The sequence below is a fragment of the Paenibacillus sp. B2(2019) genome (assembly GCF_008370385.1).
GTDB lineage: Bacteria > Bacillota > Bacilli > Paenibacillales > Paenibacillaceae > Paenibacillus_AQ.
This window is the reverse complement of sequence record NZ_VTZR01000013.1, coordinates 63,997-90,660: the sequence shown is the minus strand read 5'-3', so window position 1 is coordinate 90,660 and position 26,664 is coordinate 63,997. Positions and strand designations below refer to the sequence as shown.

Here is a 26,664-nt window from a genome sequence, read left to right as displayed (position 1 = left end):
TGTAAGGATAAAGTAGTGTGAAACGTGTACTTTATCCTTATATTTTAAAAGAACCCTCCGAAGAGGGCAATCTGGGTAGAACAGATATTAAGGTGCAGCTTATGGCTGCATCTTTTTGTTGTCTATTAGAAGAAGCTAGTTATTACTCAACGGGAGCCAAGCCAATATATCGCGGATTTTGGCATCCCAGTAGCCCCATTCATGGTTGCCAGGACCTTCATCGTAGGAGAAATCAAGGGAGGTTGCTCGGCATGCATCGCGGAATTTCAAGTTATCTGTGTACAGGAAATCTTCTGTGCCACAGCATTGATACAGCGCTGGTTTCGGTCCCGTGGAGCGGTTCACTTCCTCAAGCAGCCATAGAAGGTCTTCGGGCGTTCCGGCGATATCTTCTGTTCCGAAGATCATTTCGTATTCTTTGCTTTTGACGGTAGGATCTTCCGCGTTCATAAAATTATGCGCCATATCAAGTGCTCCTGACAGACTCGCTGCCGCTGCAAAAGACTCCGGTTTACGCAGTCCCAGCTTGATCGCCCCGTAACCACCCATCGATAGTCCAGCTACAAAGTTCTCCTCACGTTTATCTGACAGTGGGAAAAACGAGCGTGCAAGCATCGGCAACTCTTCACTAATAAAGGTCCAATAACGGCCGCCAACCGCCATATCCGTGTAGAAACTGCGGTGCACATTCGGCATAACTACAGCTATTCCCATCTCTGCTACATATCGTTCTATAGAAGTCCGGCGAAGCCAGATCGAATCATCGTCTGACAAACCGTGCAGCAAATACAGCGTAGGGTGAAGTTCACCTCTAGTTACGTTGCTCATCCCGATTTGTGTGGTTGTTTTTTGCGGCAAAATTACAGTCATTGAGGTATTCAATCCTAGTACTTCCGAATAAAATTTGCACTCTATTAAAGCCATTTCATCCATCCCCTCTCTTTCCAAATGATAGCACAGAGCAAAAGTGAGAGATATTGTAGAAATATCTGAATTATAAGGGTTTTGAGGATTGCTGTAGCTGGATATGAGAGAATATAATGGAAGTAGAAAATTAAGGAAAAAACGTGCAAATATGAAAGCATTCTCGTAGGCGGGAGGAAGAAAGTAGGATGAAATCAGGCCTAAAGCAGGAAAAAGGATTTACATTGATCGAAGTGCTGGCCGCTATTGTGATCTTATCGATAATTTCACTGGTACTTACGTCTTACTTTACAAACGCCATGAGTTACTCTAAATCGAATCAAAACAAGACGATTATGGTCAATCTGGCGCGGAACGCGCTGTTTTATGTGGAGAAGCAGGATTTTGAGAAGATGAGTAGTTTTTTTGTAACAGATCCACTAGAGCAAAAGAAAATTGTAGAAGCAGGTGGGGAAACACCCATGATCAAGGCTTCAGAGTGTACAACGAAATTAACATGCGTATATAGCGATATTTTTGTGAATTCAGGAGCACTACCAGATGTATTAAATCCAGTCATTAACAACATCAAATATGAGATTAATATTCGCTACCAGTCCCAACTTCATCAGGAGATGCAAGAGGGAAAGGATAGTGGTGGAGGGGTCGATACTCGTAAGAGTGAAATGGCACCCTATCTGATACCTGTCGAGGTAGAAGTGAGTGGGAATGGAGGGCCAGGAGGGGAAACGTACACTACGGTGGTGGAGGGATATATTACGGATGAGAAGATTCGCTAACCGTCTAAAAAATCAGCAGGGTTTTACTCTAATTGAAATGATCGCAGCCCTTACTATCTTCTCCATGGTTGTAGGGATTATTTCTATGGTGACGATGTTTGGGTTTCGAAGCTATCACAAAATAACGATTGAGAACTCTCTTCGTGAGGAAGCAGATTTGATTATGTCATCTATCATTAATGAATTATATGTATTCGGGCCTACTAGAGTGGAGAATACGACAGATGGATTGAATTTGATAAAGGATTCAGATGGTGTGATATCTACGCGAACTATTCAATTTGTTACTTCTGAGGGCGGGGAAGGTGGCATTACTACACTTACCATTAATAGTGTCATAAACGATCCTCGTACCTCAATTCATTCCGATCTTTCTGGTTCTACGATTGTTTCTACCAATTCTAATGGTACGGGTTGCAAGGTTAATGTACCTTGTAGAAGCGGACTAGTCGATATAAAACTACTTCTAACTCAGCATTACGATGGAAGGACATATGATATGGAGATGGTGAGCAAATTTGGTTTTTAGGAGGAATCACACAATGACAGGACAATCATCACGGTCTACCCGCGTCAGAATAGCTCATACTAGTTTGCAATGCTTAAAGGAAGAGAGAGGCTCGGCACTTGTACTGGTCATGTTCATTGTACTGATTCTTACTATTCTCGGTCTGAGTGTACTTAGTGCTACAGTGGGCGGTGCACAACGGACGGAGACGCGTAAAAATGATGTGCAAAGTCTACACTTAGCTGAAAAAACGCTTGATGAGGCTGTGGCGTATATTACATCGAGCTTAAATAAAAAGATAGAGAGTAATGTAGATATGAGCCAAGAAGACTTGGATCAGGCTATAAAAAAGTTTTTGGAAACACTTCCAACCACACTTCCAGATACACTTTCGGCAGGCCTTAAGGCAAGTACTGGTTTGGCAAACGCAAGTGGGAAGATAAATGGAGTTACATATCCGAAAGAGGCAACGATTGGAAATGGACAGTTGGTCAGATACATAGTGACTATCAAATCGGAGGCTGAAGTTAACGGGGTCAAGCGTAACCTTAAGCAAAGGGTGTTTATAGACACTTTTCCAGATTTTCTTAAATACACTATAGGGTCAGAAAAGAATCTTACAATTAATGGAGCTCCATTAATTATTGGAAATATTTACGCAGGAGATACACTAATTATCAGCGACAAGGCTGAGTACATCTATAGAAAGAATGGTGGTTCGATAGTATCACGTCCCTTTGAGCTGGATGGGGAGGCGCATGTCCAATCCCTTGATAAACTAATTTATAGGGAAGCTGGAAAAAGTGATATAAAGGCTTCTGATATTACAGAAGAAACTTCTATGAATGGCAAGATTCCTCAAGATAAGGTGGGAATTAGAAACCGTCGAACGTTTGTAGAAGTTAATGTTGAGGGTTCATTTGTGGATAAAGTAGCGGAAGCAATAGGGGCGGGGGCTGACAGAACTACGATTAGGAATAAGCTTGCTGAAGGCGAACTAGCATCTTATTTAGCAGGTATGAATCTTTATAATTTTGATGCTATTGACCAGGTTGACTTGATCAAACCAGTTCTTATGGATGATTCGCCTGAGGCTCAGGAGGACTTTGTTGAGAAGATGGTGGAATACAATGAAACAGTAAACATTATAAAGAATCCAACCAAATCAGTTATTTATAAAGGAGATTTGGATCTGGACGGCAGTGGAGACTTTCCGGGTATTTTATATTCAGAAGATGACAAAAACACAACACCATCTCGTAAGTGGTTCATTGTAGACGGAAATCTAATCATTGATAATTATGGTAATGAAAAAGCAGTGCAGATATGCGCTAATATTTTGGTGACTGGAAAGGTAGAAATTAGAGGGAACGTTCAAATTGATTCCACCATGTTTATACTTAAAGAACCCTCGACTATTAATGGGATCCTCGAACATACTACATTGGTGGAAGATGCAAACCTTCAAGGCTTGGGTGATAAGGAACTAGTATTGATCTCCCGTGGGCCAATACTAATTAATCGCTTGGCCGCCTTCAGTAACACTCCTACTCAGTTAGATGCCTTTTTCTATACAGATTCTGAAGCGGATTTATATGGTGTAGGATCTATGTTCTCGCTTAGTGGAGGATTCTTTGCAAAGGGCAATCTTACTATAAATGCTGTGCGGGGAACAGCTGTAGGGAAAGACAATGAAATTGTAATAGACAACAACAGCAAGTTAATCCGATTTAAGGCAGCTTATAACGATAAGATCTTTGAAGATCAGAAGGCTGGACTTCCTCGTGTGAAGACAGTGAACATTAGCGTAGAAGACATGCAGTTGGAGTAGGCTATGATATAAATGTGGAATATAAAACCCCCGAGACGCAGTATCTTTGCGACTCGGGGGTTTTGCCTTTTTAGTAACGATCTTCGTTCTCTACAATTACCTCTACAGAGGCTTGGATTTTAGGGTCTTCAATATACGAAACAGTAATAGTGGCTTTCCCCTTCTTTAGACCGGTTATTTTACCATCTGCTGAAACCGTCAGGATGGCTGTGTTGCTGCTTGTCCAGAGGAGTTTATCTTTAAAGTCATTTTTGATTAAGCTTTCTGGCCAAAGCACAAGACCGTTATTAAATAAATCTCTGGAATTATCCGGCCCAACTCCTATTTTGAATGGCGCGGGTAATGATAGGTTAGTTAATTTAACCCCAATTGCTATTTCTTTAAAGGCTTCAATAACAGGGGAGGATCCTTTTACAATCACTTTGACCTTGACTGATTTGGTAAACACGTTGCCCTTTAACTTTATAGTTTTGTTATCAGGGGTAGGTACGTATGTTGCATAATTACTTCCATCACCTTCCAGGTTCCATACGTATTCAACAGGATCGGAATTCTCTACAGGTTGATCGACAGACACATTTAACGGTATCTCGCTTCCAATATTCACAAAAGAATCGCCGTTAATCCTTATCTCACGAACTGGATTAGTAATTTTAATAGTAAGTTCTTCAGTATCGGCTACATCAGGTTTTCGGTTTGTTTTCACCTTAGCTACAATAGTCACAAATCCAGATCGTTTAGCCTGCAAGGTGGCGTTACTTCCGATGGATGGATCAGAATTCTTGGTTATCGTTGCATCGGCTGAATTAGATCCTGGCTTGATGGACCATTCGTAGCCGGTTATCGTTTCTTCAAAGGGCTCATAGCTAGCTTCGAAGGAAACTTTCTCGCCGACTATAGCGTGATCTGCTCCCTTAATAGTTAAATCAGGTGAAACCACAGTTACTATTGCAGTGGTAGAAACCTTGCTACCATCGTTTCTTACATCTCTTGCCGTAATCACTAGTGTTGCTTCTCCGGCTCTCAGACCTGTTATGACCCCTGTATCTGTAACTGATACAGCATCTGGCTGCATGGATAACCAAATTACTTCTTTATTGTTGGCATCCTCAGGCGTTATGACCGGTAGAAGTTTCAGTTCACTACCTACCCGAATCCGAGTATCTTGAAGTTGAATGTTCGCTACTTTAACGATCGCTTCAAAGGAGATCGGAGAGAAGCTTATTGTTACCCGGTCCCGTGTGACTGGTGTCGGATTCGGTAAATTCCCAGTGAATGAAGACAGAACAATACTGTGCCCACCATTATATGGAGAAATGGATTTTCCGATTACCGAGCCAACAATATCACCTGTAAAAGATATATTTGCTAGTGGAGCCAGAACTGAACCATAAATTTTGTATCTATGAAGGTTCAATGAAGTGGCTTCATAAAAATTGTATAAAACGTTATTACTGCTCACTCCTACAAGGGTATTGGAGCCATTGCTGACGGTTACATTCTTTCCAGGAATATTGACAACAGTAGTGGAACTATGTGGTGTATCAATGATCAGACTTTTAATATTTCCATTGATCGGTGTTACATAAAAGACGTTAAGGTTAGGATCAATTCCTTTTAGAGTGATGGTGTGCTCCGGACCTGTTGGTTGGGCAGTCTCCGGTAATGTTGCATACGATAATGAGCGACTTTTCAGGCCTTTCGCAACCTCAGCGAAATTAATGAACTTATCTTTATGCAGGGTTTGTCTAAGGAGGTAATCTGGAGCAGTTATACTACCTCCGTAATAAGCCATCCCATTTAGAGTACCGCCATCTAAGCTCAGGTTTCCACCTGCCACAATAGTCGCAGTAGTTTCGGTATTCGTTAATGATTGCCCTACACCAAAAGAGTTGATATATATATTCCCACCTGCTGCTATGCGCCAGTTATTGGTGAATCCAATGTTTCGAAAATCAATGTTCTCTAGCATAAAGATTGAATAATCATTAGCTATGCCGAGTGAAGTAATTGGAGCGTTGGATCCAGGGAAAGTAAGCGCCTCTGCATGAATATCCTCATAAGTAATCTTTGAATTATCTAGCAGGTATAATTTCTTTTCTTGCGGAACTGCTGTAAGACTAAAAGTGATAGTAGTACTGTTTTCTGGCGTATAAGATTTGACGTTGTTACTCTCTGTTAACTTGTAAGTGATGTTTCCTAGATTTTTTCTTAAAGTATATCCTGTGCTTAAAGTACCGCTCTTGGTCATACCATCCGGGAGAGGTTCGCTAAATTCCAAATTCGGAGGAAACTTTTCTTCAAACTGAACGTCTGAAATCACTAGGTTATTAATTCCTTGTTCACCGGGATCAACAGCAAGATAGGGAACAGAGTTTGGCGTTACAGTGTACGTAAATATAATCGGCTTACCCTTCTCAACAGTAGCGGAAGGCTGTGTACGTTGAATCGTGAGGTTCGAATCGATCTTTTGTACAGTCACGTTTACGATTTTAGTTGAGAGTGCGCCTTGTTTGTCCCAAGCAGTAATCTCGATTTGAAGATTTCCACCTGCAGGGAGAGGGTTGTTAAAAGCCTGAGTAACTGTCTCTCCAGATAAAATTGCCTTCTCGTTCATTATGTAGCCGGCAATTACATTGTCGTTTTGTTTAAACTTTACACTGGTAAATAGGTTCTTGTCCTTCAAATCCCAGTCATCGACTGTATAACTGACGACCAGTTGGTTCTGATACGAAGGCTTTATACTGTTGTCAGAGGGTGTGTGCACTGTGATTTCCGGAGCATGATTAGCACCTGTAAATGCACGGTACATCGTATTTACGAACAACTTTTGTTCCCACTTTGGAAAAGACGTTGCTTCAGTTTTTTTATAAGACGTTCCAATGATATGTCCGGTTCCTGAGTAAGTCACATTTCCTTTAGAATACGTATAGTAATGGTTCCAGCTATCATTGCTATCACGGTTACTACCAGTGATATTGTACCAAGGGGTCACTGAGGGGTCCTCTAAGTCAAGGGTGAAATATTGATTATGTGTACTGGCTACAGTATTCCTACCATCTTGAACACTTAAATTAAAAGGATATTGTGTGAGTAACCCATCATTCACAGGAGTAATAGATGTTGATGTGCTTGGAGCATTTAATCCCAAGTTGGTCTGAGGGGTGGTTTGACCGGTAATTCCTTGGAACTTCTTCGTCCATTGGCTGCTATTGTTGTTGCTGGTATTAATATAAATAGTATCGTGAGTGAACATGGCAGATTGTTTAGTTTCATTTATGAATTTTAATACGGCATCCGCCGAAAGTTCGTTAATTGGAGCTTTTTCATTGTATATATCCCGGAATCCAAATAGGAGCATGTCGTATGTGCCGTTCAAACCGTATTTTGGTGTAGAACTTTCCTTATTCTTAATGTAATCGTTGAATTGAGTCATTGTTTTTGTATCGATAACCAGTTCGTAGTCTTTGTCTAGGCTATTTAGAAAACTGGAATCCATAACTAATTCATTATTAATGAGTTGGCTGTCATTATTTCCATCAGGTAATATCTGCAATACATTAACCATCGTCTTCTTACCCTTAAATTGAATAGTGCCGGTAGTGAAATCACTTAGAACCTTTTGATTCAAAGAATCTACTGCCTCTAGCTTCCAATATAATAGACCTGAATAAGTCTTAGGAAGCTTATATTTGATTTCACCGGTTGGCGAAGTGCTCAAGGACGTGGTAGCAACGACTTGATCTTCAGTCATTTTTATGGACTTATCTAAGCCCAGATAGAGCTTAACAAGTATAGGATTCGTTCCTAAATTAACATTTGAAACATTGAACTTGAATGTGAGCTCGTCGCCGGGCGTATAGATCTTGGGCACAGTCGCACCGTATTCGATAATTTGACTCTTGTTAGTAATGTTTAGTTGAGGTCTTTGCTTCATTTTGGACAAATAAGTGGAATTACTTTTTTTCAATTCGGAGATAAAGGCATTTAACTCAGAATCATTGAAGAATAGAACATTGGATTTTGGGGTTAATGCCTGGTATGTATTAAAGGTATTATATAAAATTCCGTTCTGTGTTGGAGCTGAGAAGGGCTGCTTGTGGAAAATTACATATAACCCCTTATTAATAAAATAATCGGTGATTTCTTTCGCTTTTAAATTAGTTATGTCATTCATAACTGCTTTGGTATTATGATCTTTTCCGGAGACCCCACTCGTACTGTAAGTCCCCTTCCCGATATAAACCGCATCGTATCGCCCGTCCAGATCATCCCGCAGCGCCACAAAGCGCTTCATACTCATCGTGTCAATCGTAAGGTTAGATATTCCCGTTTTTAGAGACGCAAGTTCACTAATCCCACTCTCCGTAATCTCCAACATTCGAATCTGATAATCATTTGAACTGGCTTCTACATTCGTGAAGTGATTTTTGAGTGGCAGAACAAGCAGAAGGAGAAGCAAGATCGTTACTGTAAAAAGATAGATCCGTTTGTTAATGGCAAATTTCATGGTCATCTCTCCCTGATTGTTAAATATTGGTATATATGGTCGAATCGTATGTTATATATGCTAGTTTGCGACAGCTTTTTCAGCTGATTTCATTGTAAAATTATCCAATCTATGTTATATACATTCTAGGACATTCAGCATTGATAGACAACATAAATCTATTGAAATATACCTATAAATTTATTACTAAAGTCCCAAGTCTATTGAAAAATACGCTACTTTGACAAAAATGATGAATCCGTATTTATGGAAAAAATTATTTTCGTATTTTGCAGAAATAGAACTGGTAATTTATCTTTTGTTTATTCCTAATATTATCCATTAACGAGGTCGGCATAAAGGTATAACCAATAACGGCATACGGAGCTGAACGGACATGGCCATCGCCAAAAAGAGACTTGGAGATTTGCTGGTAGAAAATAATATTATTTCTCAGGAACAGCTGCTTGAAGCACTTGCGGAACAGCGTAAAAGCAAGCGTAAGCTTGGCGATCTGCTAATCTCTCAAGGCTATATCACGGAGCAGCAGCTGATTGAAGTGCTTGAATTCCAGCTGGGTATTCCGCATGTCAGTTTATTTAAATACCAGATTGATCCTGCGATCACACAGATTATTCCTGAAAGTATGGCTAAGCGTTATCAGGTACTTCCCTTCTTAAAAGAAGGCGGTAAGCTGATGGTTGCGATGGCCGATCCGCTAGATTATTTTGCGATAGAAGATTTGCGAATGAGTACAGGGTTCCGGATCGAACCCGCTATTTCCACTAGGGATGAGCTACAGCGGGCGATTGCGCGTCATTATGGCATGCGTGATTCTATGAATCAGATGCTAGTAGAGCTCCCGACACAGGAAGAAATAGAAGAAACGGAGATTACAGACGAGGACTCTCCAATTGTCCGTTTGGTCAACCAGATGATTCAGCAGGCTGTTGCTCTGCGGGCGTCTGATATACATATGGATCCAGGTGAGAATAATCTAACGATCCGCTACCGCATTGATGGAACTTTACGGACAGAGCGCATTATTCCTAAGCAAATGCAGGGCTTTATCACCGCTCGTCTGAAAATAATGGCCCGACTGAATATCGCAGAACGACGTTTGCCACAAGACGGCCGAATCAAAATGCAGTTTGATTACAAAATGGTAGATATTCGTGTATCCTCATTGCCGACGATGCACGGAGAGAAGATTGTACTGCGGTTGCTAGATTTAAGCACTGGTGTCAAATCTGTAGATGCTTTGGGATTCAGTGAGGGGAATGCAGAAGCTTTTAAGGAAATGATTGCTCGTCCTTATGGAATTCTGCTAATTACTGGACCTACAGGTAGTGGAAAAACAACGACTTTATATTCAGCGCTGAATCAACTCAATGTAGAAAGTGCAAATATTATTACTGTTGAAGATCCAGTGGAATACCAGCTTGAGGGTGTAAACCAGGTACACGTAAACTCAGCTATTGGTTTAACCTTTGCCGCGGGACTACGTTCGATTCTCCGACAAGATCCGAATATTGTAATGGTCGGTGAGATACGCGATGCAGAAACTGCTGAAATTGCGGTTCGCGCCTCATTAACGGGTCATCTAGTGTTGTCTACTTTACATACAAACGATGCGATTAGCTCCGTCTCTCGACTGCGAGATATGGGAGTAGAGCCTTATTTAATTGCCTCCTCATTAATTGGTGTGGTAGCGCAGCGGCTCGTTCGCAAAATCTGCACCGACTGCAAAGAAACCTACAAACCGTCTGAGCAGGAAGCGATTATGCTACGTAGCTTAGGGTTGCCAGCGGATGAACTACATCGTGGTCGAGGTTGCGGTAGCTGTAGCAGTTCTGGTTATCGTGGTCGAATAGCGATTCATGAGGTACTCAGCATTGACGATCATTTGCGGCAGCTTATTACAAACACTGCTTCTGTAGAGGAAATGCGTGTCGCAGGTAAGGCGCGTGGACTTGTTCAACTGATGGATGATGGCTTACTCAAAGTTAGTCAAGGGATTACAACGCTTCAAGAAGTAATGCGCGAGACGGTCTCACATTAGGGTCTATTAGGTTCTTTTCATTTTAAAAATAGGGGGAGCAGCCGATGCCAACGTATACGCGGGATATTAGACAGCTTTTGCAGACGGCTTACTCCTCCAAAGCTTCCGACTTACATATCTCTGTAGGCTCGCCTCCGGTGATACGTATGGATGGAATGCTTCACCCACTTGAGGGTGCACCAGTAACAGGTCATGAAGCGGCAGAAATGGCAGAAGCGCTGCTTGGCAGTGAACGAAACGAAGTGTTTCGGAATGCAGGTGAGGTGGATTTCTCTTATCCGCTGGATGGCGGCGTAAGATTTCGGTTGAATGTCTATCGTCAGCGGGGTGAGATTAGTATTGCTGCCCGAGCCATTCCTGCAGAGATTCCGAGTCTAGAACAACTGTCGATGCCTCCGATTTTGTCCACTTTGTCACTTAAACCACAAGGTTTGATATTAGTTACAGGGCCTACGGGCAGCGGTAAATCCTCTACGTTAGCAGCTATGCTGAATTACATTAACAAGACCGAAAGCAAGCATATTGTGACACTTGAAGATCCTATAGAATTTCTGCATAGTCATGGAACCTGTCTGGTAGATCAACGTGAAGTAGGCAGCGACACAGCTAGCTTTGCGAGCGGACTACGTTCTGCATTACGTCAGGATCCGGATGTTATTCTCGTTGGAGAGATGCGGGATTTGGAGACCATTACAGCAGCAGTTACTGCCGCGGAAACAGGTCATCTTGTGATGGCAACCTTACATACAACAGACGCACCACAGACAATTGATCGAATTATTGACGCTTTTCCGGGTCATCAGCAGGGGCAGATCCGTTCACAGCTAGCCTCAGTATTACTGGCAGTTGTCAGTCAGCGCTTGTTTCCAAGAGCTGGAGGACGGGGGCGGATATGTGCAACAGAGATCTTAGTGAATACACCTGCCGTAGCCAATCTCATTCGTACCGAAAAGACACATCAGATTAAAAATGTGATGCAAACCGGACGCTCGCAAGGCATGCATACGTTGGACATGAGTATCCGTGAGTATTTATCACAGGGATTCATTGAACCAGTAGCAGCTAAGGCGTTTATGACGGAGGTGAGTAGCTGATGCCTCTTTTTGAATATCAAGTAAAGACAACCGCAGGCAAGTCCATTAAAGGAAAGCTAACCGCAACAGATAAACCCACGGCAATGGAGGAGTTACGCAAACGGGGCCTTACGGTATTCTCGCTGATCGAACGCAAAACAACGATTCTATCGATGGATATTTATATCGGTAATCCGGTCAAACCGCTTCATTTCATTATTTATTGTAGGCAGTTTGCCACGCTTATGCGTGCTGGAGTGTCGATTGTAGATGCAACGCGTATTTTGGCGGAGCAGACTGAGAGTAAGCCTCTACGCAAAGCGCTAGTAGATGTTAACTCCAGCCTGATGCGTGGGATATCGTTCTCACAAGCCGTTCAGGATCATAAAAAAATCTTCCCGCAGCTATTCGTCAGCATGATCCGTGCCGGTGAGGAATCAGGTGATATTGAGGGGACGCTCGACAGACTGGCGATGTTTTTTGAGAAGCAGCATTCCACGACGGAGAAAATCAAATCTGCGCTCACTTACCCGATTACCGTCGGGGTGATGGCGATTGGAGCGGTTATATACCTCCTCTGGGCGATTGTTCCACAGTTTGTAACGATGTTCGAATCGATGAATGCAGAGCTTCCGGCGATTACAAAGATGGTATTGGCACTTAGTAAAAGTATTCAAGGTCAATGGTATTTCTGGATACTCGGAGTTCTCCTCCTAGTGATAGCTTTTCAGATTACAAAACGAACAGAAAAGGGTGCCTACGCACTTGATTATGCCAAGCTGAAGATTCCAGTGTTCGGTAAATTGAATCAAAAAGGCTCGATTGCTCAGTTTACGCGTACTTTTTCATCTCTATATGCCAGCTCAGTTCCGATCCTGCAATCCTTGGTGATTGTAGAAGAGGTAGCAGGAAATAAGGTCATTGGGGGATTTATCCGTAGTGCCGGAGATTCGTTGCGACAAGGAAACCCACTATCTGAACCGTTGAAAAAAGCCTGGGTCTTCCCGCCGCTAGTTACACAGATGATTGCGATTGGTGAAGAGACGGGGGCACTCGATACGATGTTATCTAAGGTTGCTGACTTCTATGAGATGGACGTAGAAAATACCGTTGATCGTCTGAAGTCACTGCTTGAACCATTACTGATTGCTTTTCTAGCAGGTGTTGTAGGTGTGATTGTGGCCGCCATTATGCTGCCGATGTTCAGTCTGTACGGCAATATGTGAACCTTGTGGTTCCTTGAAGATATTGAGAGGGGTGACGCCCAAGGAATCGGGGCAGGGTCGCTGATCTTTGCTAGCGCTAGACAAGGAAGGACGAGCATTGTAGCGGGATTCACGGAAATAAAAGATATAGGCTGTACCATCACATACCACTTAGAGGGGGAAATAAAATGTTAGCACAAGCCATTAAGAGAAGATTGAGCAAAGAGGAAAATCAAAAGGGGTTTACGCTGATCGAGCTACTGGCGGTTATCGTTATTTTGGGAATTATTGCGGTTATTGCGATACCTTTGATTGGGAATGTAATTTCCAATGCAAAAGAAGATTCTGATGTAGCAACAGCTCGTCAAATTTATGATGCTTCAAGATTATATATTGTTGGTGAAAAAGATGGGAAGTTTAATGATGATACTGCTGCTGTAACAGTAACTCTTATAGAAATGCAAGATGAAGGTTATCTAGATAAGGAGATCAGTCTTCCAAGTTCAAAAGCAAAGATCACTGAGGCAACAGTTAATTATACCAAGGAAGGACAATTGGATAACATTGTAATTAAACCAATAGCAGCTGGTGCAGATAAAACAACAGGTGTTTTTACAGCTAAACAAGTCTTAAGTTCTAAAGCAAAATAATATATAACTTCATACTGTTATTATATTCCATTTATTTGTTTCCTTAAGGAATCGGACTTCCCGATTCCTTTTTTAAAATCCAGAAAGCCAACAGAGGACATCCATGACGATATTCATCGCAAGTTACATCACCTTACTGGGCCTGATTCTAGGCTCCTTCTATAATGTAGTGGCACTACGGGTGCCAGCTAAGGAATCCTTGCTTAATCCACCGTCACATTGCCCGAACTGCAATACGCGGCTAAAGGGGCGGGATTTGTTTCCGGTGATAAGCTACATGCTGTCAGGTGGCAAGTGTCGTTATTGCGGTACAAGGGTGTCGCCTTTATACCCGCTAGGAGAAGCGGCAACTGGTTTGCTTTTTCTATGGGTGTACTTACAATTTGGTCTGACGGGGAAGGGAATCCTCGGGTTCGTGTTTGTGAGTTTAGCGGTTATTGTGACGGTTGCGGATTTGAAGTACATGCTGATTCCGAACAAGGTATTGCTATTCTTTTTGCCGATCCTGCTCATTCTTGTATTGCTCTTTCCAGAGGGGCCGTTATGGCATCACTTGCTGGGAGCTTTACTTGGGGGAGGGGTTCTTATCCCCTTTGTTCTGTTAGGTGGAATGGGAGCTGGAGATGTGAAGTTATTTGCGCTGCTGGGCTTGGTGATTGGATTTCCGAATGTTATTTTGACTTTTCTGATGTCTTGTCTGCTTGGGAGCGTGGTCGGAGGACTGCTAATGCTGCTCGGAATCATCAAACGCAAACAACCGGTTCCCTTTGGTCCGTGGTTAGCAATAGGTGCTTTAATTAGTTACGGATATGGTTCACACATCATTAGCGCGTATCTCTGGCTCATCGGATAGGAGGACATCGACATATGCTTGGATTAGGCCCTAAAGTGGCCGGGCTTTCAATTGAAGCTACCGGAATCCGTTATATTAGTTTTAAGAATAAACAGTCATGGGAAGTCCGCAAAAAACGGTATCTCCCGCTCCTTCCAGGCATGATCATAGAGAATCAAGTTGCGGATAGCGAGGCGCTTTATGACCGGGTCAGGCAGTGGGTGAGGAAGGAAGGGTTAAGGGGCAGCAAGGTTTCCTTGTCGATTCCACCTTCGCAGATCATCATCCGCAAAATGAGTATCCCAAGTACCAACGATAAGCAGGTAGAGCAACTCGTAAAGCTGGAAGTGGAGACGGGACTGCATTTGCCTTTTGAAAATCCTGTTTACGACTATGTGACGCTCGAGGTAGATGAGGAGCATAGCCATTTGCTCGTATTTGCCGCTCCACGGAAATCGATACAGGATTATGTAGAGATTTTGGAGCGTGCGGGTCTGCGAATAAGCAGTGTTGAAATTTCGGCAACCGCCTTGGCGCGAAGTATAGCAACTGGACATGGGGAAAGCTTTGCGGAAACGATGTTGATTAATCTAAAGCCATCCGTCATGGACGTTTATATGTTTAGAGACGGGAATCCGGTATTCATTCGTACGATTAACTTGCTTGATCTGCATAAAGGTAGAAATGTTGCGGCATTGGAATTTATGGCAGACAGTGAAGTTTTGGCAGAAACAGCAGTTGCTGTGGAAGAGCAATTATCACCGGAACAAATGGTGGAGATCACTGCGGAAATTTCGCGGATGCTCAGCTTCTACCAATACAGCTTGCACGATGGCTCGACTCGTATCAAAAACTTAGTTATAACAGGTGTCCCATCCATTCGTAAACAGCTAGATCTAGAGCTTCAGCAGTCGCTGGCAGAACTCGACATTACACCGATAAGCCTAGACCAGATGGGTAAAGATGCTGTATCTGATCTTGAGCTAAATAATTACCGAGTAGCAGCAGGGACAGCTCTAAAAAGCATCATCAGCGTGGACACGATTGACCTACTGCCAAGAGAAGATCGGGAGACGTTATTATTCCCCTATGTGACCATGGGTCTTGTGGCGATCTGGCTAGTGGGAACGATTGGGACGGGGATTTATTTTTCGGCTAATAAGGGTCAAATCTCTAATGGTAAAGAGGAGCTGCAAGGCTTGCAGGATCGCAGTTTAATGCTACAGGTAGAGCTTGGGAAGCTTAAAAACAGTGGACCTGGGCAGTTAGATCGGAAGACGGCAATCGCAGAGATTCAGAACAATAAGGTAATTGCTGTTCCTATTCTAGATGAAGTAGTCGCAGGGCTGCCGCAGGGTGCTTTTATCCGTGACATTAACTACACCTACCGGACATCAATTGACCTGACTGTAAATGTACCTACTATGGTAGATGCCTCTAACTATTTAAGACAGCTGCGTCAGATGTCCTTCACGGTGGATGCTTCTATTTCGAAGCTGACCGAAGGGACTGTGGATCAGAGTGCGGGGCCAACGAATGCAGCCACTTCCTTAAATATGTATACAGCCATTTATAAAGTAAACTTATTAGCAAATAATCAACAGACAAATGGAACGGATGAAAGCCAAGAGGAGGTGAACAGCGATGGAACAGTTCAATAAGTATCGCTCTCCAATCGTACTGGGTGTATTGATTTTGTTCTTGATGCTGTTTGCCTTTTATATGCTGGGTGTTCAACCGACAAATAAAGAAATATCTGCACAGAACGCCGAGATCAGACAGCTGGAAAAAGAAGCAGAGATTCTTCAAACTAAAATTAATGAACTAAAAAGCAGCACTACTTCTTTAGATTCCGAACAACAGGAACTTCTGGCAGCACTCCCGAAAGGCGATGACAGCGAAGGATTGATTGATGATTTACGAGCGGTTGGGATGTCCTCACAGGCACGCTTAAAGGATGTCAGCTTTATTTTGGATGAGGCTAATCCGATTCAGCAAATGACTGGTTCGGCTGAAGTGCTGTTCCCGACGATCAAACAGATCAAAATGACTGCTGTAGTAGAGGGCACCTATACAAGTATACGGCAGTGGATGGAGGAGCTACAAACGCTGGCCCGTATTGTGAATGTAGACTCGTTTAATTTCCAGCAATCCTATGAAGAGCGATCTAAGGATAGTCCTGAAAGTATCTTGACGGCTAACGTAGCTTTCACAGCTTATTATGAGGTTGCTACTCCATCTTCGAATTAGATCTCTAACCGTTGTAATAACACTATTTCACGACTCCACTTTTCCTGTAAATCAGGAGGGTGGATTTTTTTCGTTACTATAAAATATAAATGCGTTTTCATTCCTCTGTTTATTGGGTATTTTAGCTTGCGGGGTGCATAAGCTGGAACAGTGGCTATCGCCTGTATTTTTCAGATGACAAAGGAGGAATTACGAATGAACAAAAAGTGGATGATTGGTTCGTTGGCCCTTTCCATAGGCCTGATCTCAGCAAGTGGAGGAGCTATGGCAGCTTCACCGTCAGCAGGAAGTACGGAAATCAAGAAGGTGGCTGTGTCTGCGCCTGGGAAAGAGGGCCCTGCTACCATCAATAATTTGACGGTGAAGAGCATCATACCGCTCGTAGTCCATGCAAGAGCTCTTTATTTCTATAGTAATCGAGGCGGGAATATCTTCCCGATAGAAACCTTCACGTATAGAGCGCAGGAGTACCGTTATCTTTCCAGTGACATTGGCACAAAGACGAAGCTGATGAATTACATAAAAAAAGCCTACACTCACAATGCAGCGGCATATTATGTGCAGACTCAATTTTTGGAGTATAACGGAAGAATGTCGCAGGTTAATGCAGATGTGGGCAATTTATTAATGTATGAAAAAGCCACCGCCCGCATGCTCTCTAAAACTGCGACAACCGCTGAATTTGAACTGACTGTTCCTTATCCAGGTGCGCAGGAAAGCAGTGAGTCGGTGTATGTGAAGCTGAAGAAAGTGGAGGGATACTGGAGAATCGACACGTCACCGGATATTCTTTTCTGAGGAAAGGGGAAGGTATTAGAGGAAAGATGATGGCAGGGGCTATGAACTAACTGCGCTTCAGGTCAGAGATATAGACAACACCTGCGAATTTGCCTTTACGGGTAATGATGACACAGTCATTCTTCATAGGATCTGGGCGGCTCATAGCAGTAGCTAATACGGATTCAAGTGGAGTGGAGATATCAAAAATGAGTGGCGTTTTGTTCATGAGCTTCATGGCAGGTTCTTTGTAGAACAGATCTACTCCTGATCTTCCGGTGGCTTTTAAAAAGAAACGGTCGCACATTAACAATCCAAGCGGTTCATTCGTGGCGTTACAGACGATGATGCATTTGGATTCTGGGTGCTGGAACATTACGCGAAGGGCTTCTCTGCAAGTACGTGAGGCAAAAATAGCAGGTGCACTGCGGACAATATTAGAGAGAACATTTACAAGAGCTGTTGACATGGTGTTCATCCTTTCTGATTATAGATCTATTTCTAATGTACCCCCGAATCGTAAATTTTAAAGGCGAGAAAGGTCATCTACAGGTAAAATAGATGCACAAGCAAAAACGGTCAGAACCTCACGAGGTCTGACCGTTTTTTTTTTTTTTGTAGGTAATCTATTCACTTCGAACGCCATCCTCTACCAACTGCTTTCTAGGTGCTTCTGGAATAACAGATTTGCTTACGCCTCCACGATTGATGGCGATTAATCGTTTTTGTGCGTAATACACGTCACGTGATAATTTCTTTACCTCAGTGGATTTACCGTCAACAAACCGGGTGCTGTAAGTCTCAACAACATATCCGGTCTTCCCATTTTGTATAACGCGTGAGCCTCCACGGGGGAGGGAAGGGTCGTTTACGTACTTGTCGACTGGAGGCAGCACCTCTACGATTTGTGAGTGGACCTTATATGTAACATTTTTCGGAAAAGTACCGAAGAGCTTGATCGATAGTGATCGACCTTGCACAGCAGCTTTAATGACTAGATATTTGCCAGTCGTATTGCGAAAACGGAAGTTGATATAGCCTTCAGCAAAGGTGGCATCCTGGCCTTTGGGTAGATAGTTGACCGGCAAGGAGTGATTGCGGCGCTCCACAATCTCCAGTCCGGTGCGCAAAGCGGCATTGTACAGCGTACTGGAAACTTGGCAGATTCCGCCGCCGACGCCGGCTTGTAGCTTACCGTTCACAATGACTGGTGCTTCGCGGAAGCCGTATTCTATTTTTGCTTTTTCAATAGCTTTGCCATAGTCGAAAACGGCTCCAGGTGGGAGCACGGTTCCGTTCACAGCTTTGGCTGCTGATTCGACGTTGTAGATTCGGCCAGGTCCACTTGCTCCGAGAGAGGTGCTGAATTGCATGATTTTTCGCTCAATGCCTTGCTCCTTTAGAGCATTTAGAGTGATGTCCGGTTGTAATATGGTTAATGGAACTTCCAAAGTAATTCCCTTCTCTTGCAGCGAGAGTAGTCGACTAAAACGAGTGGGGGCAGCGGCCCATAGTGAGGTCACCATTCCTGTCCAGTCTACCTCAAGGGAAGTCTTCTCGGACGTATACACTACACGATCATCCCCGGTAATTCGCCGCGTAGCATCTACTGGATCACCGAAGGATTCTCTCTCCCAAGCGGGACTTAGGATGGTCTGTAATTGAGCAATATCCAGATGGGCTTCAAGACTCCAATTCTGGGGGAAGCTGTAGCGGGCTTTTACACGATCCCATAGCCTCCCTTCCGTAAGATCTTGTAGACCTTGCTCAAAAGCAGCGGCTTCATAGGTCATTCCAGCTTGTTTAAGCTTGAGGGTAAGCTCAGAATTCCCTTCGACCTGCAACACAAGGGGGATAGATTCAAGGGCCTGTAGCTTTTTCTCCAGTTCGGAACGTACCTCTGAGATATTCAGCCCGCCCACTTCCCATCCGGCAAGGGTTGTACCTTTTGGGAGCGTGTTTTTATGGCCATATAGTTGAAGTCCCCCATAGATTAATGAGCCGATAAGAATGAGTGCAATGACTATTATGAGGGTAAGATGGATTTTTTTCATGAATAATCTCCTTCCTGAATGGCTTCTGCGAGCGGCACAGTAGGTGCTTTTTATATGTATATGTACAGACATTACAAAACTTTCGAATAGTGGGGCAGTTACGGGGTACTCAATCGGTTACAGATTTGTTACAATAGATACATTGCGGAAATATTGAAGTTTATGGAAACTTAAGCTGTACCCTGTCGATTCACACAAGTGGAAAATGTCATAATTGGGAAGTGAGAAAATGATTGAAATGCAAGATGTATGGAAGACGTACCCTAACGGAACTCACGCACTGCAAGGAGTTTCAGTAAAAATTGACCGCAATGAATTTGTGTATGTTGTCGGTCCATCCGGCGCGGGTAAATCTACTTTTATGAAATTGATTTATAGAGAAGAAGTGCCAACTAAAGGTCAAATTTCTGTGGGAGGCTTTAACATAGGGAAGCTTAAACAACGTAAAATCCCATATGTGCGCCGTAATATCGGCGTTGTGTTTCAAGACTTTCGGTTATTACCAAGGATGACAGCGTATGAGAATATTGCTTTTGCCATGGAAGTTATTGAAGCCCCGAAGAAGGTCATCAAGAAACGTGTGAATGAAGTTCTCGATCTGGTTGGACTCAAAAATAAAGCAAATCGTGAGCCCTCACAGCTCTCAGGTGGAGAACAGCAGCGTATTGCAATTGCTCGGGCTATTGTTAATAACCCATCTGTTATTATTGCGGACGAGCCTACAGGTAACTTGGACCCTGAGACTTCATGGGGCATTATGCAGCTGCTGGACGAAATTAATTTTCGTGGAACAACAATTGTAATGGCTACCCATAATAGAGATATCGTGAATAAAATGCGCAAGCGGGTGCTTGCGATTGAGAACGGAAACATTGTGAGAGACCAGGCGAGAGGGGAATATGGCTATGAGTTTTAAGACCTTCTTGCGACACTTGCGGGAAGGCTTCAAAAGCGTATTCCGTAATGGCTGGATGTCGATTGCTTCGATCACTTCCATCGTCGTCTCTCTTTTTGTCCTAGGTGTATTTATTCTTCTTGTTCTTAATGTGAATGCTGTAGCGGATGAGGCAGACAGCCAGGTACAGATTAATGTGCATTTGGCACTAAATGTAGATCAGAAGTTGCGTGAGACTTTGCAGACTGAAATTGGCAATATGCCGGAGGTCAGCAAGATTACGTTCATCTCCAAGGATCAAGGACTTAAAGATCTCCGTGCAGATATGGGTGAGGACGCGGCTGAGCTTCTGGAAGGGTTCGATGAAGACAATAACCCTCTCCCAGATACGCTTAAGGTAGAAGTTGTCGAACCTACTACGGTATCATTTGTGGCTGAGAAGATTGAAGCACTCAACAAGACACATACTGATCAGCCCATTTACAAAGTGAAATATGGCAAGGGCTCGATAGAAACCTTGTTCAAAATAACACGCGCTGTACGAAACATTGGTTTTATTTTTGTAGCAGGTCTGGGGCTCATGTCTATGTTCCTCATCTCTAATACGATTCGGGTTACGATACTTGCTCGTCGTAAGGAGATTGGCATTATGAAGCTCGTAGGCGCGACAAATTATTTTATTCGCTGGCCTTTCTTTATAGAAGGGGCATTGATCGGTCTGATCGGATCGCTCATTACCTCCGTTGTCTTGTATTTGGGTTACAGCACTTTGGAATCGACCGTACAGGGAGATCCTATGCTCCAATTGCAGCTAATTCCGTTCGATAGTATTTGGATGCTGGTCGTCGGTGTACTAGTTGGACTCGGCGTGTTGATCGGCGTCTGGGGAAGTACGGTTTCTATTCGTAGGTTCTTGAAAGTTTAATATTAAAAAGTGAAGGATGGGGAGTGCGAGTTGAAGAAGATTGCTGCCGGACTAGCCGTAATGTTACTAGCTGTCACTATATTCCAGCCCTCTGATGGATATGCCAAAAAAACAAGTGTTGCCGAAATCGACAAGCAGCTAAAACAGCTGCAAAAAGAGGTGCAGGAAGCTAAGGCGCAGCAGGAGAAAGCGGCGTCCCAAACGCAGGAAGCACAGCATTATAAGAATAAGACGAATCTCAATCTGCAGTATGTCTTACAGCAAGTGGATCAAGTTAAGGGCAAAATGACCGAAATCTCTACCCAAATTTCCGATACAGAACAATCTCTGAATGTTACGGCAACGGAACTGGATAAAGCAGAAGCACGGGTTACCTCCAGAGAGGAAGTCTTAGGATCCCGTGTTCGGCTAATGTATACCGATGGAGCGGTTTCTTACCTGGATGTTTTGCTCTCATCGACAAGCTTCGCTGATTTTCTGGACCGCGCGGATTCACTTAAGATGATCGTGGATCAGGATCAGGAGCTGCTAGTGCAACATAAGCTGGACAAGCAGACGGTTATAGAAAAGAAACAGGAGCTCGAAGGACAATATGCTCAGGCCAAGCAGCTGTACACTTCTTTGGAGCAACAGAGAAGTCTGCTGAAGGAGAAAGAAGCCGAGAAGCAGGAGCTTATCGCATTCTATGATAAGCAAATTCAAGAAAGTGATGATTTAAGTGAAGAGCAGGATGAAAAGCTGGTCAAACTGGCAAGCGAACGCTCTGCGCTGGAAACGCAAAAGGATAAGATTAAGGCAGAGGAAGCCGCTCGCAGAGCAGCAGCGGCTAAGGCGGAAGCGGCTCGTAGAGCTGCGGCGGCTGCCAAAAAGGCTGCAGCTGCAGCTAGTAAGGGAAGCAGTAGTTCTAGCTCCAGCTCTAGTGAAACGGGATATTCAGGCGGAGATGGACCGTTTCTACTTCCTGTAGGATCCGCAAGGATCTCGTCCTCTTATGGACCACGGACACATCCGATCACAGGTGAGAGGGGTAAAGTACACACCGGGGTCGACTTTGCGGTTCCACAAGGAACCAGTATTCATGCAGCTGATTCTGGAACAGTAATCGTAGCTGAATGGTATAGCGGCTATGGTTATTGTGTAATTATTGATCATGGAGGCGGGGTTTGGACCCTCTACGGACATATACGCAAAGGCGGTATTAGGGTTAGTTCTGGGGATAAAGTTAATCGCGGAGATGTGATTGCTGAATCTGGTTCCACAGGTAATTCAACGGGTCCTCACCTTCATTTTGAAGTGCGGATTGATGGTAAGACAGTGAATCCTATGCCTTATCTCTAATTTTTAGCGAACTTATAACTCATATTATTTGATTGTACGGCATATACTGGAAGAGATACCGTACCTTTCAGGACGGACTTAGGATGTTGTTTACAAGATGGACAAGAAGGGACGGTGGGAACATCATGTTAAAAAAAAGCACCGCGGCGTTTATGATTATCGCCGCCCTGCTATGCGGTAGTTTAGTAACCTTGGGCGTGACGGGTTATACTCATGTCTTTGGACAAGCTGCAGGACAAGGATTAGCCTCTGCGTTGCAGGTTGCAGGTCTACAGCAGAAGGAATCCCAGAAGCTTGGGACTGCCCTCAGTTTGATTGAGAGCAATTACTACGAGACGGTAGATCGGGAGAAGCTGATAGATGGTGCTGTCAACGGTATGATGGAAGCGCTAGGCGATCCCTATTCCAACTATATGGGTAAAGAAACTGCTGAGAAATTTGAAGAGAGCATTGAGGGCTCCTTTTCAGGTATCGGTGCAGAAGTCTCTTCGGATAACGGTAAAGTAGTCGTGGTCTCCCCAATCAAGGGTTCACCTGCTGAAAAAGCAGGAATTCAGGCCAAAGATATCATTCTATCCGTTAACGGAGAATCGCTGGAAGGCATGGATCTAAATGCCGCTGTTGCGAAGATACGTGGACCTAAGGGTAGTAAGGCTACTTTGAAAATACAACGTTCCGGCTCTGTAGAGCCTCTGGAGTTCGCTCTGACTCGGGATGATGTAAAGCTTGAGACGGTCTACTCAACCATGGAAAAAGACGGAGTAGGGGTAATCGAGGTCACTCAGTTCTCCCTAAATACCGCAGAACGATTCAAGGAAGAGATTGGGAAGCTAGAGAAGCAAGGCATGAAGGGATTGGTCATCGATGTCCGTAATGATCCGGGCGGTGTCCTCCCGATTGTTATTGAGATGGCTGAAGAGTTCGTTCCAGCTGGTAAAAACATAGTTCAAATTGAATACAAAGATAAAAAACGCGAAGTTAGCACCTCCAAGGGGTCGAGCAAGGCTTATCCAGTGGTAGTACTAATGAATAAAGGTAGCGCGAGCGCCTCGGAAATATTGGCGGGTGCCTTGCAGCAGTCAGCGGGAGCCAAGCTAATTGGTGATAATTCATTTGGTAAAGGCACGGTGCAGACAAGCTTTGATAAACAGCTTGGAGATGGCAGCTTGCTGAAGGTTACCATTGCTAAATGGCTTACACCGGACGGCACATGGATCCACGGAAAGGGAATCAAACCGGATATCGCAGTAGCGCAGCCGGATTACTTCTCAGTGGCTCCGATTAACAAGAGCGTGACGCTGCAATATAACATGAACAACGGTGATGTAAAGAGTGCACAGACGATGCTGGATGGCTTAGGCTACAAGCCTGGTCGCAAAGATGGCTATTTCGATACTGGCACTAAGAATGCAGTGAAGAAATTCCAGAGTGAAGCGAAACTTCAAGTCACAGGCATGATTGATGCCAAGACTGCGGAGGCGCTGGAGGTGGCACTGATCAAAGTGATCCAGGACCCTGCCAACGACAACCAACGGAATAGAGGGATTGCTGAAATTCAGAAGGAAATTAAGGCGGCAGCGTCGAAAAAGTAAGAAGGCTGAATTCAGCCTTCTTTTTTTCTAGATATATTTAATCGTTCGAGGGTATAGCGCACACGGTGTAGTTCAAAGCTGCTGATGGTTGACTAATTAGTAAGGATAACCGCCGAATAAACCTGCAATAATACATTTTTTTTATGGTACGAGAATGGCCGAAACAATAATTCCTACGAATCTGCAGTAATACTTGCTCCATGAGGAGCTTTCGAGCTATAAGTGAAGTTATTCCTGTACATTTGCAGTATTCGCGCTTAATGAAGAGGATATCTGTACAAAATGCTGCACTTTTACAGGCTTTCTATAGTCTAGCCAAAGTGAATGGTATGAATGAATAAGAGGGATGAACATTTTCACTCTGGTATGTGAACAGGGGTTCATGAAAGTTTATTTGTAGAGTAGGAAGGAGTGTGACGAACAGTTTGAATGTGATTCAGGAATGGTTAGGAAGCTTGGGCACTGCGTTCTTACACTTATTGATCCAGCCATATTACTATATTGCTATTATATTTATTGCGTTGTATTACCGTCGGCAGGTGGCATTAGAACGTAAGCTAATTCATGTGAAGTTACATAGCTGGGGTCAAGAAACGTGGCGAACGGTGTGGAGCGGGCTGGTAATGGGACTAGTGGTTTCTATTGCAGCCATATTGTTAGGGGTATCCTTATCAGGTACAGCTGTGGCCTGCATTTGGGTAGTTAGTATTCTGTTGTCGCTATTGCGTGTGCGGTATTTGTGCTTCGCTTATTCTATAGGTCTGCTAGGCGTGATTCAATTTGTACTGTCTTTCTTTCCGGATGCCTTACATAGCGGAACGGTCGGGAATATTACAACAGCCATACGGGAGATGGATATTCCCGCATTGCTAGTGCTAGCTGCGCTACTGCACATGGCGGAGGCGCTGCTAGCCCGCTGGCAAGGGGCGAAGCTTGCGACGCCCCTCTTCTTGAAAGGCAAGCGCGGCATGGTTGTCGGCGGCTATCAGCTGCAGGCTTTCTGGCCGCTGCCGCTGTTCCTGCTGATCCCTTCGGGCGCAGGAACGGATCTGCCATGGCAGCCGCTGCTGGGCGGCGGGCTTGGCATTGTCTCTTTGCCCGTCATCATCGGCTTCAGCGAGATGACGCAGGGCATGCTGCCCGTGCGCAAGGCGGCCCGCACTTCAGGACGGCTGCTGATGTACAGCATCGTCCTGCTCGGCTTAAGCCTGCTTGCCGCTTGGTGGAGCCCGCTGACCCTGCTCGCGGCGCTCGCAGCGATAGTGCTGCACGAAGGGTTAAGCTGGTACAGCGCTCTGGAGGAGCGCAGCATCAGCCCCATCTTCGTGCATCCACCGCGCGGCCGCAAGGTGCTGGCCGTGCTGCCGGGCAGTCCCGGACAGGAGCTGGGCATTCTGCCCGGCGAGATTTTACTGAAGGTCAACGGGGTCCTGTTGACCGATGCCGCGCAGCTACATGAGGCGCTGCGCATGAATCCAGCGTTCTGCAAGCTGGAGGTGCAGAACCGTGAAGGGGAGAGCAAATACCTTCAGAGCCCGATCTACGACGGGGACCATCATCAGCTCGGCATCATTCTGGTACCGGAGACAGATGGAGCGGTTACTGCGGAGGCGAAGCCATCCAGCATCTTCAGCATCATCGCAATGAAGACAGGTACTCGCAGCCGGAATCTTCCGAACGGCCGACTCAAACGGAACAAAGCCGCTGAAGCCAACAAGGAATCGGCGGAAGGATAACTAAAGCCCGGACTCTGGAATTCGAGTCCGGGCTTTTTTGTAGAACTCCTATCCACGCCCACCCTTCAAATAGAAAATAGCGATTTGCGTACGATCTCGCAGCTCTAATTTACTTAGAATATCCGTTATGTAATTTTTGACTGTACCCTCGCTAAGAAACAACTGTCCGGCGATTTCTTTGTTGGTATGCCCCTCAGCGATTGAGGCGACAACGGCCAATTCCATTTTGGTCAGTCCGAAAGATTCCAGTGGCTGTACCTGTGGAGATTCAGGACGGGCCGCGGGCTGTAGAAAGGTGGTTAGTTTGCGCGCGATATCAGGGTGGATTAGCATGTTGCCTTCATTAACTGTTTTGACACCTTGTATGATACGGTCAGGCGGTATGTTTTTGAGTAAATATCCACTGGCACCGTTCCGCAGCGCCTCAATGATATACTCATCGTCATCGAAGGTAGTTAGCATCAGTATCGAAACCTGAGGAAAAGCCTGCTTAATTTTCTCTGTCCCTTCAACACCACCGCAGCCTGGCATCCGAATATCCATCAGAATCACATCCGCCATATCTCCCGCTTGGAGCAAATTCAAGGCCTCGTTTCCGTCACTTGCAGCTCCGATCACTTCAATATCGGGGTCCATCCCTATCAGTACTTGCAGACTTTGACGAATAAAAGGATCGTCATCTACAATCATCACCTTAATCATTAGCGTAGCTCCTTCTTCATAATATAGATTTCTTTTTTGCTT

At 44.3% G+C, this 26,664-nt stretch carries 21 protein-coding genes; 16 read left to right on the top strand and 5 right to left on the bottom strand.

Annotated features, from left to right (window positions below):
- Window positions 1–135: 135 nt before the first annotated feature.
- Complete coding sequence (locus PAENI_RS11230) at window positions 136–924, bottom strand: alpha/beta hydrolase (RefSeq protein ID WP_149645307.1); 789 nt, start codon at window positions 922–924, stop codon at window positions 136–138.
- A gap of 188 nt (window positions 925–1,112) precedes the next feature.
- On the opposite strand from PAENI_RS11230, the gene PAENI_RS11225 reads away from it, so the two are divergent.
- Genes PAENI_RS11225 through PAENI_RS11215 form a run of 3 tightly spaced genes read left to right on the top strand, consistent with a single transcriptional unit; the run spans window position 1,113 to window position 4,042 of the window.
- A complete protein-coding gene (locus PAENI_RS11225; RefSeq protein WP_149645306.1) occupies window positions 1,113–1,703 on the top strand; it encodes a type IV pilus modification PilV family protein in 591 nt (196 codons plus the stop codon).
- The gene (locus tag PAENI_RS11220; protein ID WP_188114531.1) at window positions 1,687–2,232 is read left to right on the top strand and encodes a PilW family protein; all 546 of its coding nucleotides are present in this window, start codon (window positions 1,687–1,689) and stop codon (window positions 2,230–2,232) included. The genes PAENI_RS11225 and PAENI_RS11220 overlap by 17 nt, the downstream gene beginning before the upstream one ends.
- A 13-nt stretch (window positions 2,233–2,245) precedes the next feature.
- Window positions 2,246–4,042: a hypothetical protein gene (locus PAENI_RS11215; RefSeq protein ID WP_149645304.1), complete on the top strand. Its 1,797-nt coding sequence runs from the start codon at window positions 2,246–2,248 to the stop codon at window positions 4,040–4,042.
- Between the two features lie 70 nt (window positions 4,043–4,112).
- Here PAENI_RS11215 and PAENI_RS11210 read toward each other — a convergent pair whose 3' ends face one another.
- On the bottom strand, window positions 4,113–8,552 hold the full coding sequence (locus tag PAENI_RS11210; protein WP_188114530.1) for a choice-of-anchor A family protein: 4,440 nt from the start codon (window positions 8,550–8,552) through the stop codon (window positions 4,113–4,115).
- Window positions 8,553–8,928: 376 nt separating this feature from the next.
- On the opposite strand from PAENI_RS11210, the gene PAENI_RS11205 reads away from it, so the two are divergent.
- The 8 genes from PAENI_RS11205 to PAENI_RS11170 all read left to right on the top strand — a co-directional run bounded on the left by PAENI_RS11205 (window position 8,929) and on the right by PAENI_RS11170 (window position 17,401).
- Window positions 8,929–10,593 carry a GspE/PulE family protein gene (locus PAENI_RS11205; protein WP_149645302.1) on the top strand — a complete coding sequence of 555 codons (1,665 nt, stop codon included), beginning with the start codon at window positions 8,929–8,931 and terminating at the stop codon, window positions 10,591–10,593.
- Window positions 10,594–10,637: 44 nt separating this feature from the next.
- Window positions 10,638–11,687 carry a type IV pilus twitching motility protein PilT gene (locus PAENI_RS11200; protein WP_149645301.1) on the top strand — a complete coding sequence of 350 codons (1,050 nt, stop codon included), beginning with the start codon at window positions 10,638–10,640 and terminating at the stop codon, window positions 11,685–11,687.
- The gene (locus tag PAENI_RS11195) at window positions 11,687–12,892 is read left to right on the top strand and encodes a type II secretion system F family protein (RefSeq protein WP_076119116.1); all 1,206 of its coding nucleotides are present in this window, start codon (window positions 11,687–11,689) and stop codon (window positions 12,890–12,892) included. The genes PAENI_RS11200 and PAENI_RS11195 overlap by 1 nt, the downstream gene beginning before the upstream one ends.
- Window positions 12,893–13,059: 167 nt before the next feature.
- Window positions 13,060–13,521, top strand: a complete 462-nt coding sequence (locus PAENI_RS11190; protein ID WP_149645300.1) for a type II secretion system protein — start codon at window positions 13,060–13,062, stop codon at window positions 13,519–13,521.
- Between the two features lie 103 nt (window positions 13,522–13,624).
- Window positions 13,625–14,374 (top strand): prepilin peptidase, encoded by a 750-nt coding sequence (locus PAENI_RS11185; protein ID WP_149645299.1) that lies wholly within the window; start codon window positions 13,625–13,627, stop codon window positions 14,372–14,374.
- Between the two features lie 14 nt (window positions 14,375–14,388).
- Window positions 14,389–16,014 (top strand): pilus assembly protein PilM, encoded by a 1,626-nt coding sequence (gene pilM, locus PAENI_RS11180; RefSeq protein WP_149645298.1) that lies wholly within the window; start codon window positions 14,389–14,391, stop codon window positions 16,012–16,014.
- Entirely contained in the window at window positions 15,998–16,603 is a 606-nt protein-coding gene (gene pilO / locus PAENI_RS11175) for a type 4a pilus biogenesis protein PilO (protein WP_149645297.1), read from the top strand. Before pilM ends, pilO begins: the two co-directional genes overlap by 17 nt.
- A gap of 195 nt (window positions 16,604–16,798) precedes the next feature.
- Window positions 16,799–17,401, top strand: coding sequence for a DL-endopeptidase inhibitor IseA family protein (locus tag PAENI_RS11170; RefSeq protein ID WP_188114529.1), 603 nt, complete (start codon window positions 16,799–16,801; stop codon window positions 17,399–17,401).
- A 46-nt stretch (window positions 17,402–17,447) separates the two neighbouring features.
- Here PAENI_RS11170 and PAENI_RS11165 read toward each other — a convergent pair whose 3' ends face one another.
- On the bottom strand, window positions 17,448–17,849 hold the full coding sequence (locus PAENI_RS11165; protein ID WP_149645295.1) for a CBS domain-containing protein: 402 nt from the start codon (window positions 17,847–17,849) through the stop codon (window positions 17,448–17,450).
- A gap of 157 nt (window positions 17,850–18,006) precedes the next feature.
- Entirely contained in the window at window positions 18,007–19,434 is a 1,428-nt protein-coding gene (locus tag PAENI_RS11160; protein WP_149645294.1) for a VanW family protein, read from the bottom strand.
- Between the two features lie 229 nt (window positions 19,435–19,663).
- Here PAENI_RS11160 and ftsE point away from each other — a divergent pair, with 229 nt between their 5' ends.
- The 5 genes from ftsE to PAENI_RS11135 all read left to right on the top strand — a co-directional run bounded on the left by ftsE (window position 19,664) and on the right by PAENI_RS11135 (window position 25,920).
- Window positions 19,664–20,350 carry a cell division ATP-binding protein FtsE gene (gene ftsE / locus PAENI_RS11155; protein ID WP_042192319.1) on the top strand — a complete coding sequence of 229 codons (687 nt, stop codon included), beginning with the start codon at window positions 19,664–19,666 and terminating at the stop codon, window positions 20,348–20,350.
- Complete coding sequence (ftsX, locus tag PAENI_RS11150) at window positions 20,340–21,254, top strand: permease-like cell division protein FtsX (RefSeq protein ID WP_149645293.1); 915 nt, start codon at window positions 20,340–20,342, stop codon at window positions 21,252–21,254. Before ftsE ends, ftsX begins: the two co-directional genes overlap by 11 nt.
- A gap of 30 nt (window positions 21,255–21,284) precedes the next feature.
- On the top strand, window positions 21,285–22,592 hold the full coding sequence (locus PAENI_RS11145; RefSeq protein WP_149645292.1) for a murein hydrolase activator EnvC family protein: 1,308 nt from the start codon (window positions 21,285–21,287) through the stop codon (window positions 22,590–22,592).
- Between the two features lie 125 nt (window positions 22,593–22,717).
- Window positions 22,718–24,184: a S41 family peptidase gene (locus PAENI_RS11140; protein WP_149645291.1), complete on the top strand. Its 1,467-nt coding sequence runs from the start codon at window positions 22,718–22,720 to the stop codon at window positions 24,182–24,184.
- A gap of 425 nt (window positions 24,185–24,609) precedes the next feature.
- Window positions 24,610–25,920: a PDZ domain-containing protein gene (locus PAENI_RS11135; protein WP_149645290.1), complete on the top strand. Its 1,311-nt coding sequence runs from the start codon at window positions 24,610–24,612 to the stop codon at window positions 25,918–25,920.
- Between the two features lie 48 nt (window positions 25,921–25,968).
- On the opposite strand, the gene PAENI_RS11130 is transcribed toward PAENI_RS11135, so the two are convergent.
- Complete coding sequence (locus PAENI_RS11130; protein WP_149645289.1) at window positions 25,969–26,622, bottom strand: response regulator transcription factor; 654 nt, start codon at window positions 26,620–26,622, stop codon at window positions 25,969–25,971.
- Window positions 26,623–26,664: the final 42 nt, after the last annotated feature.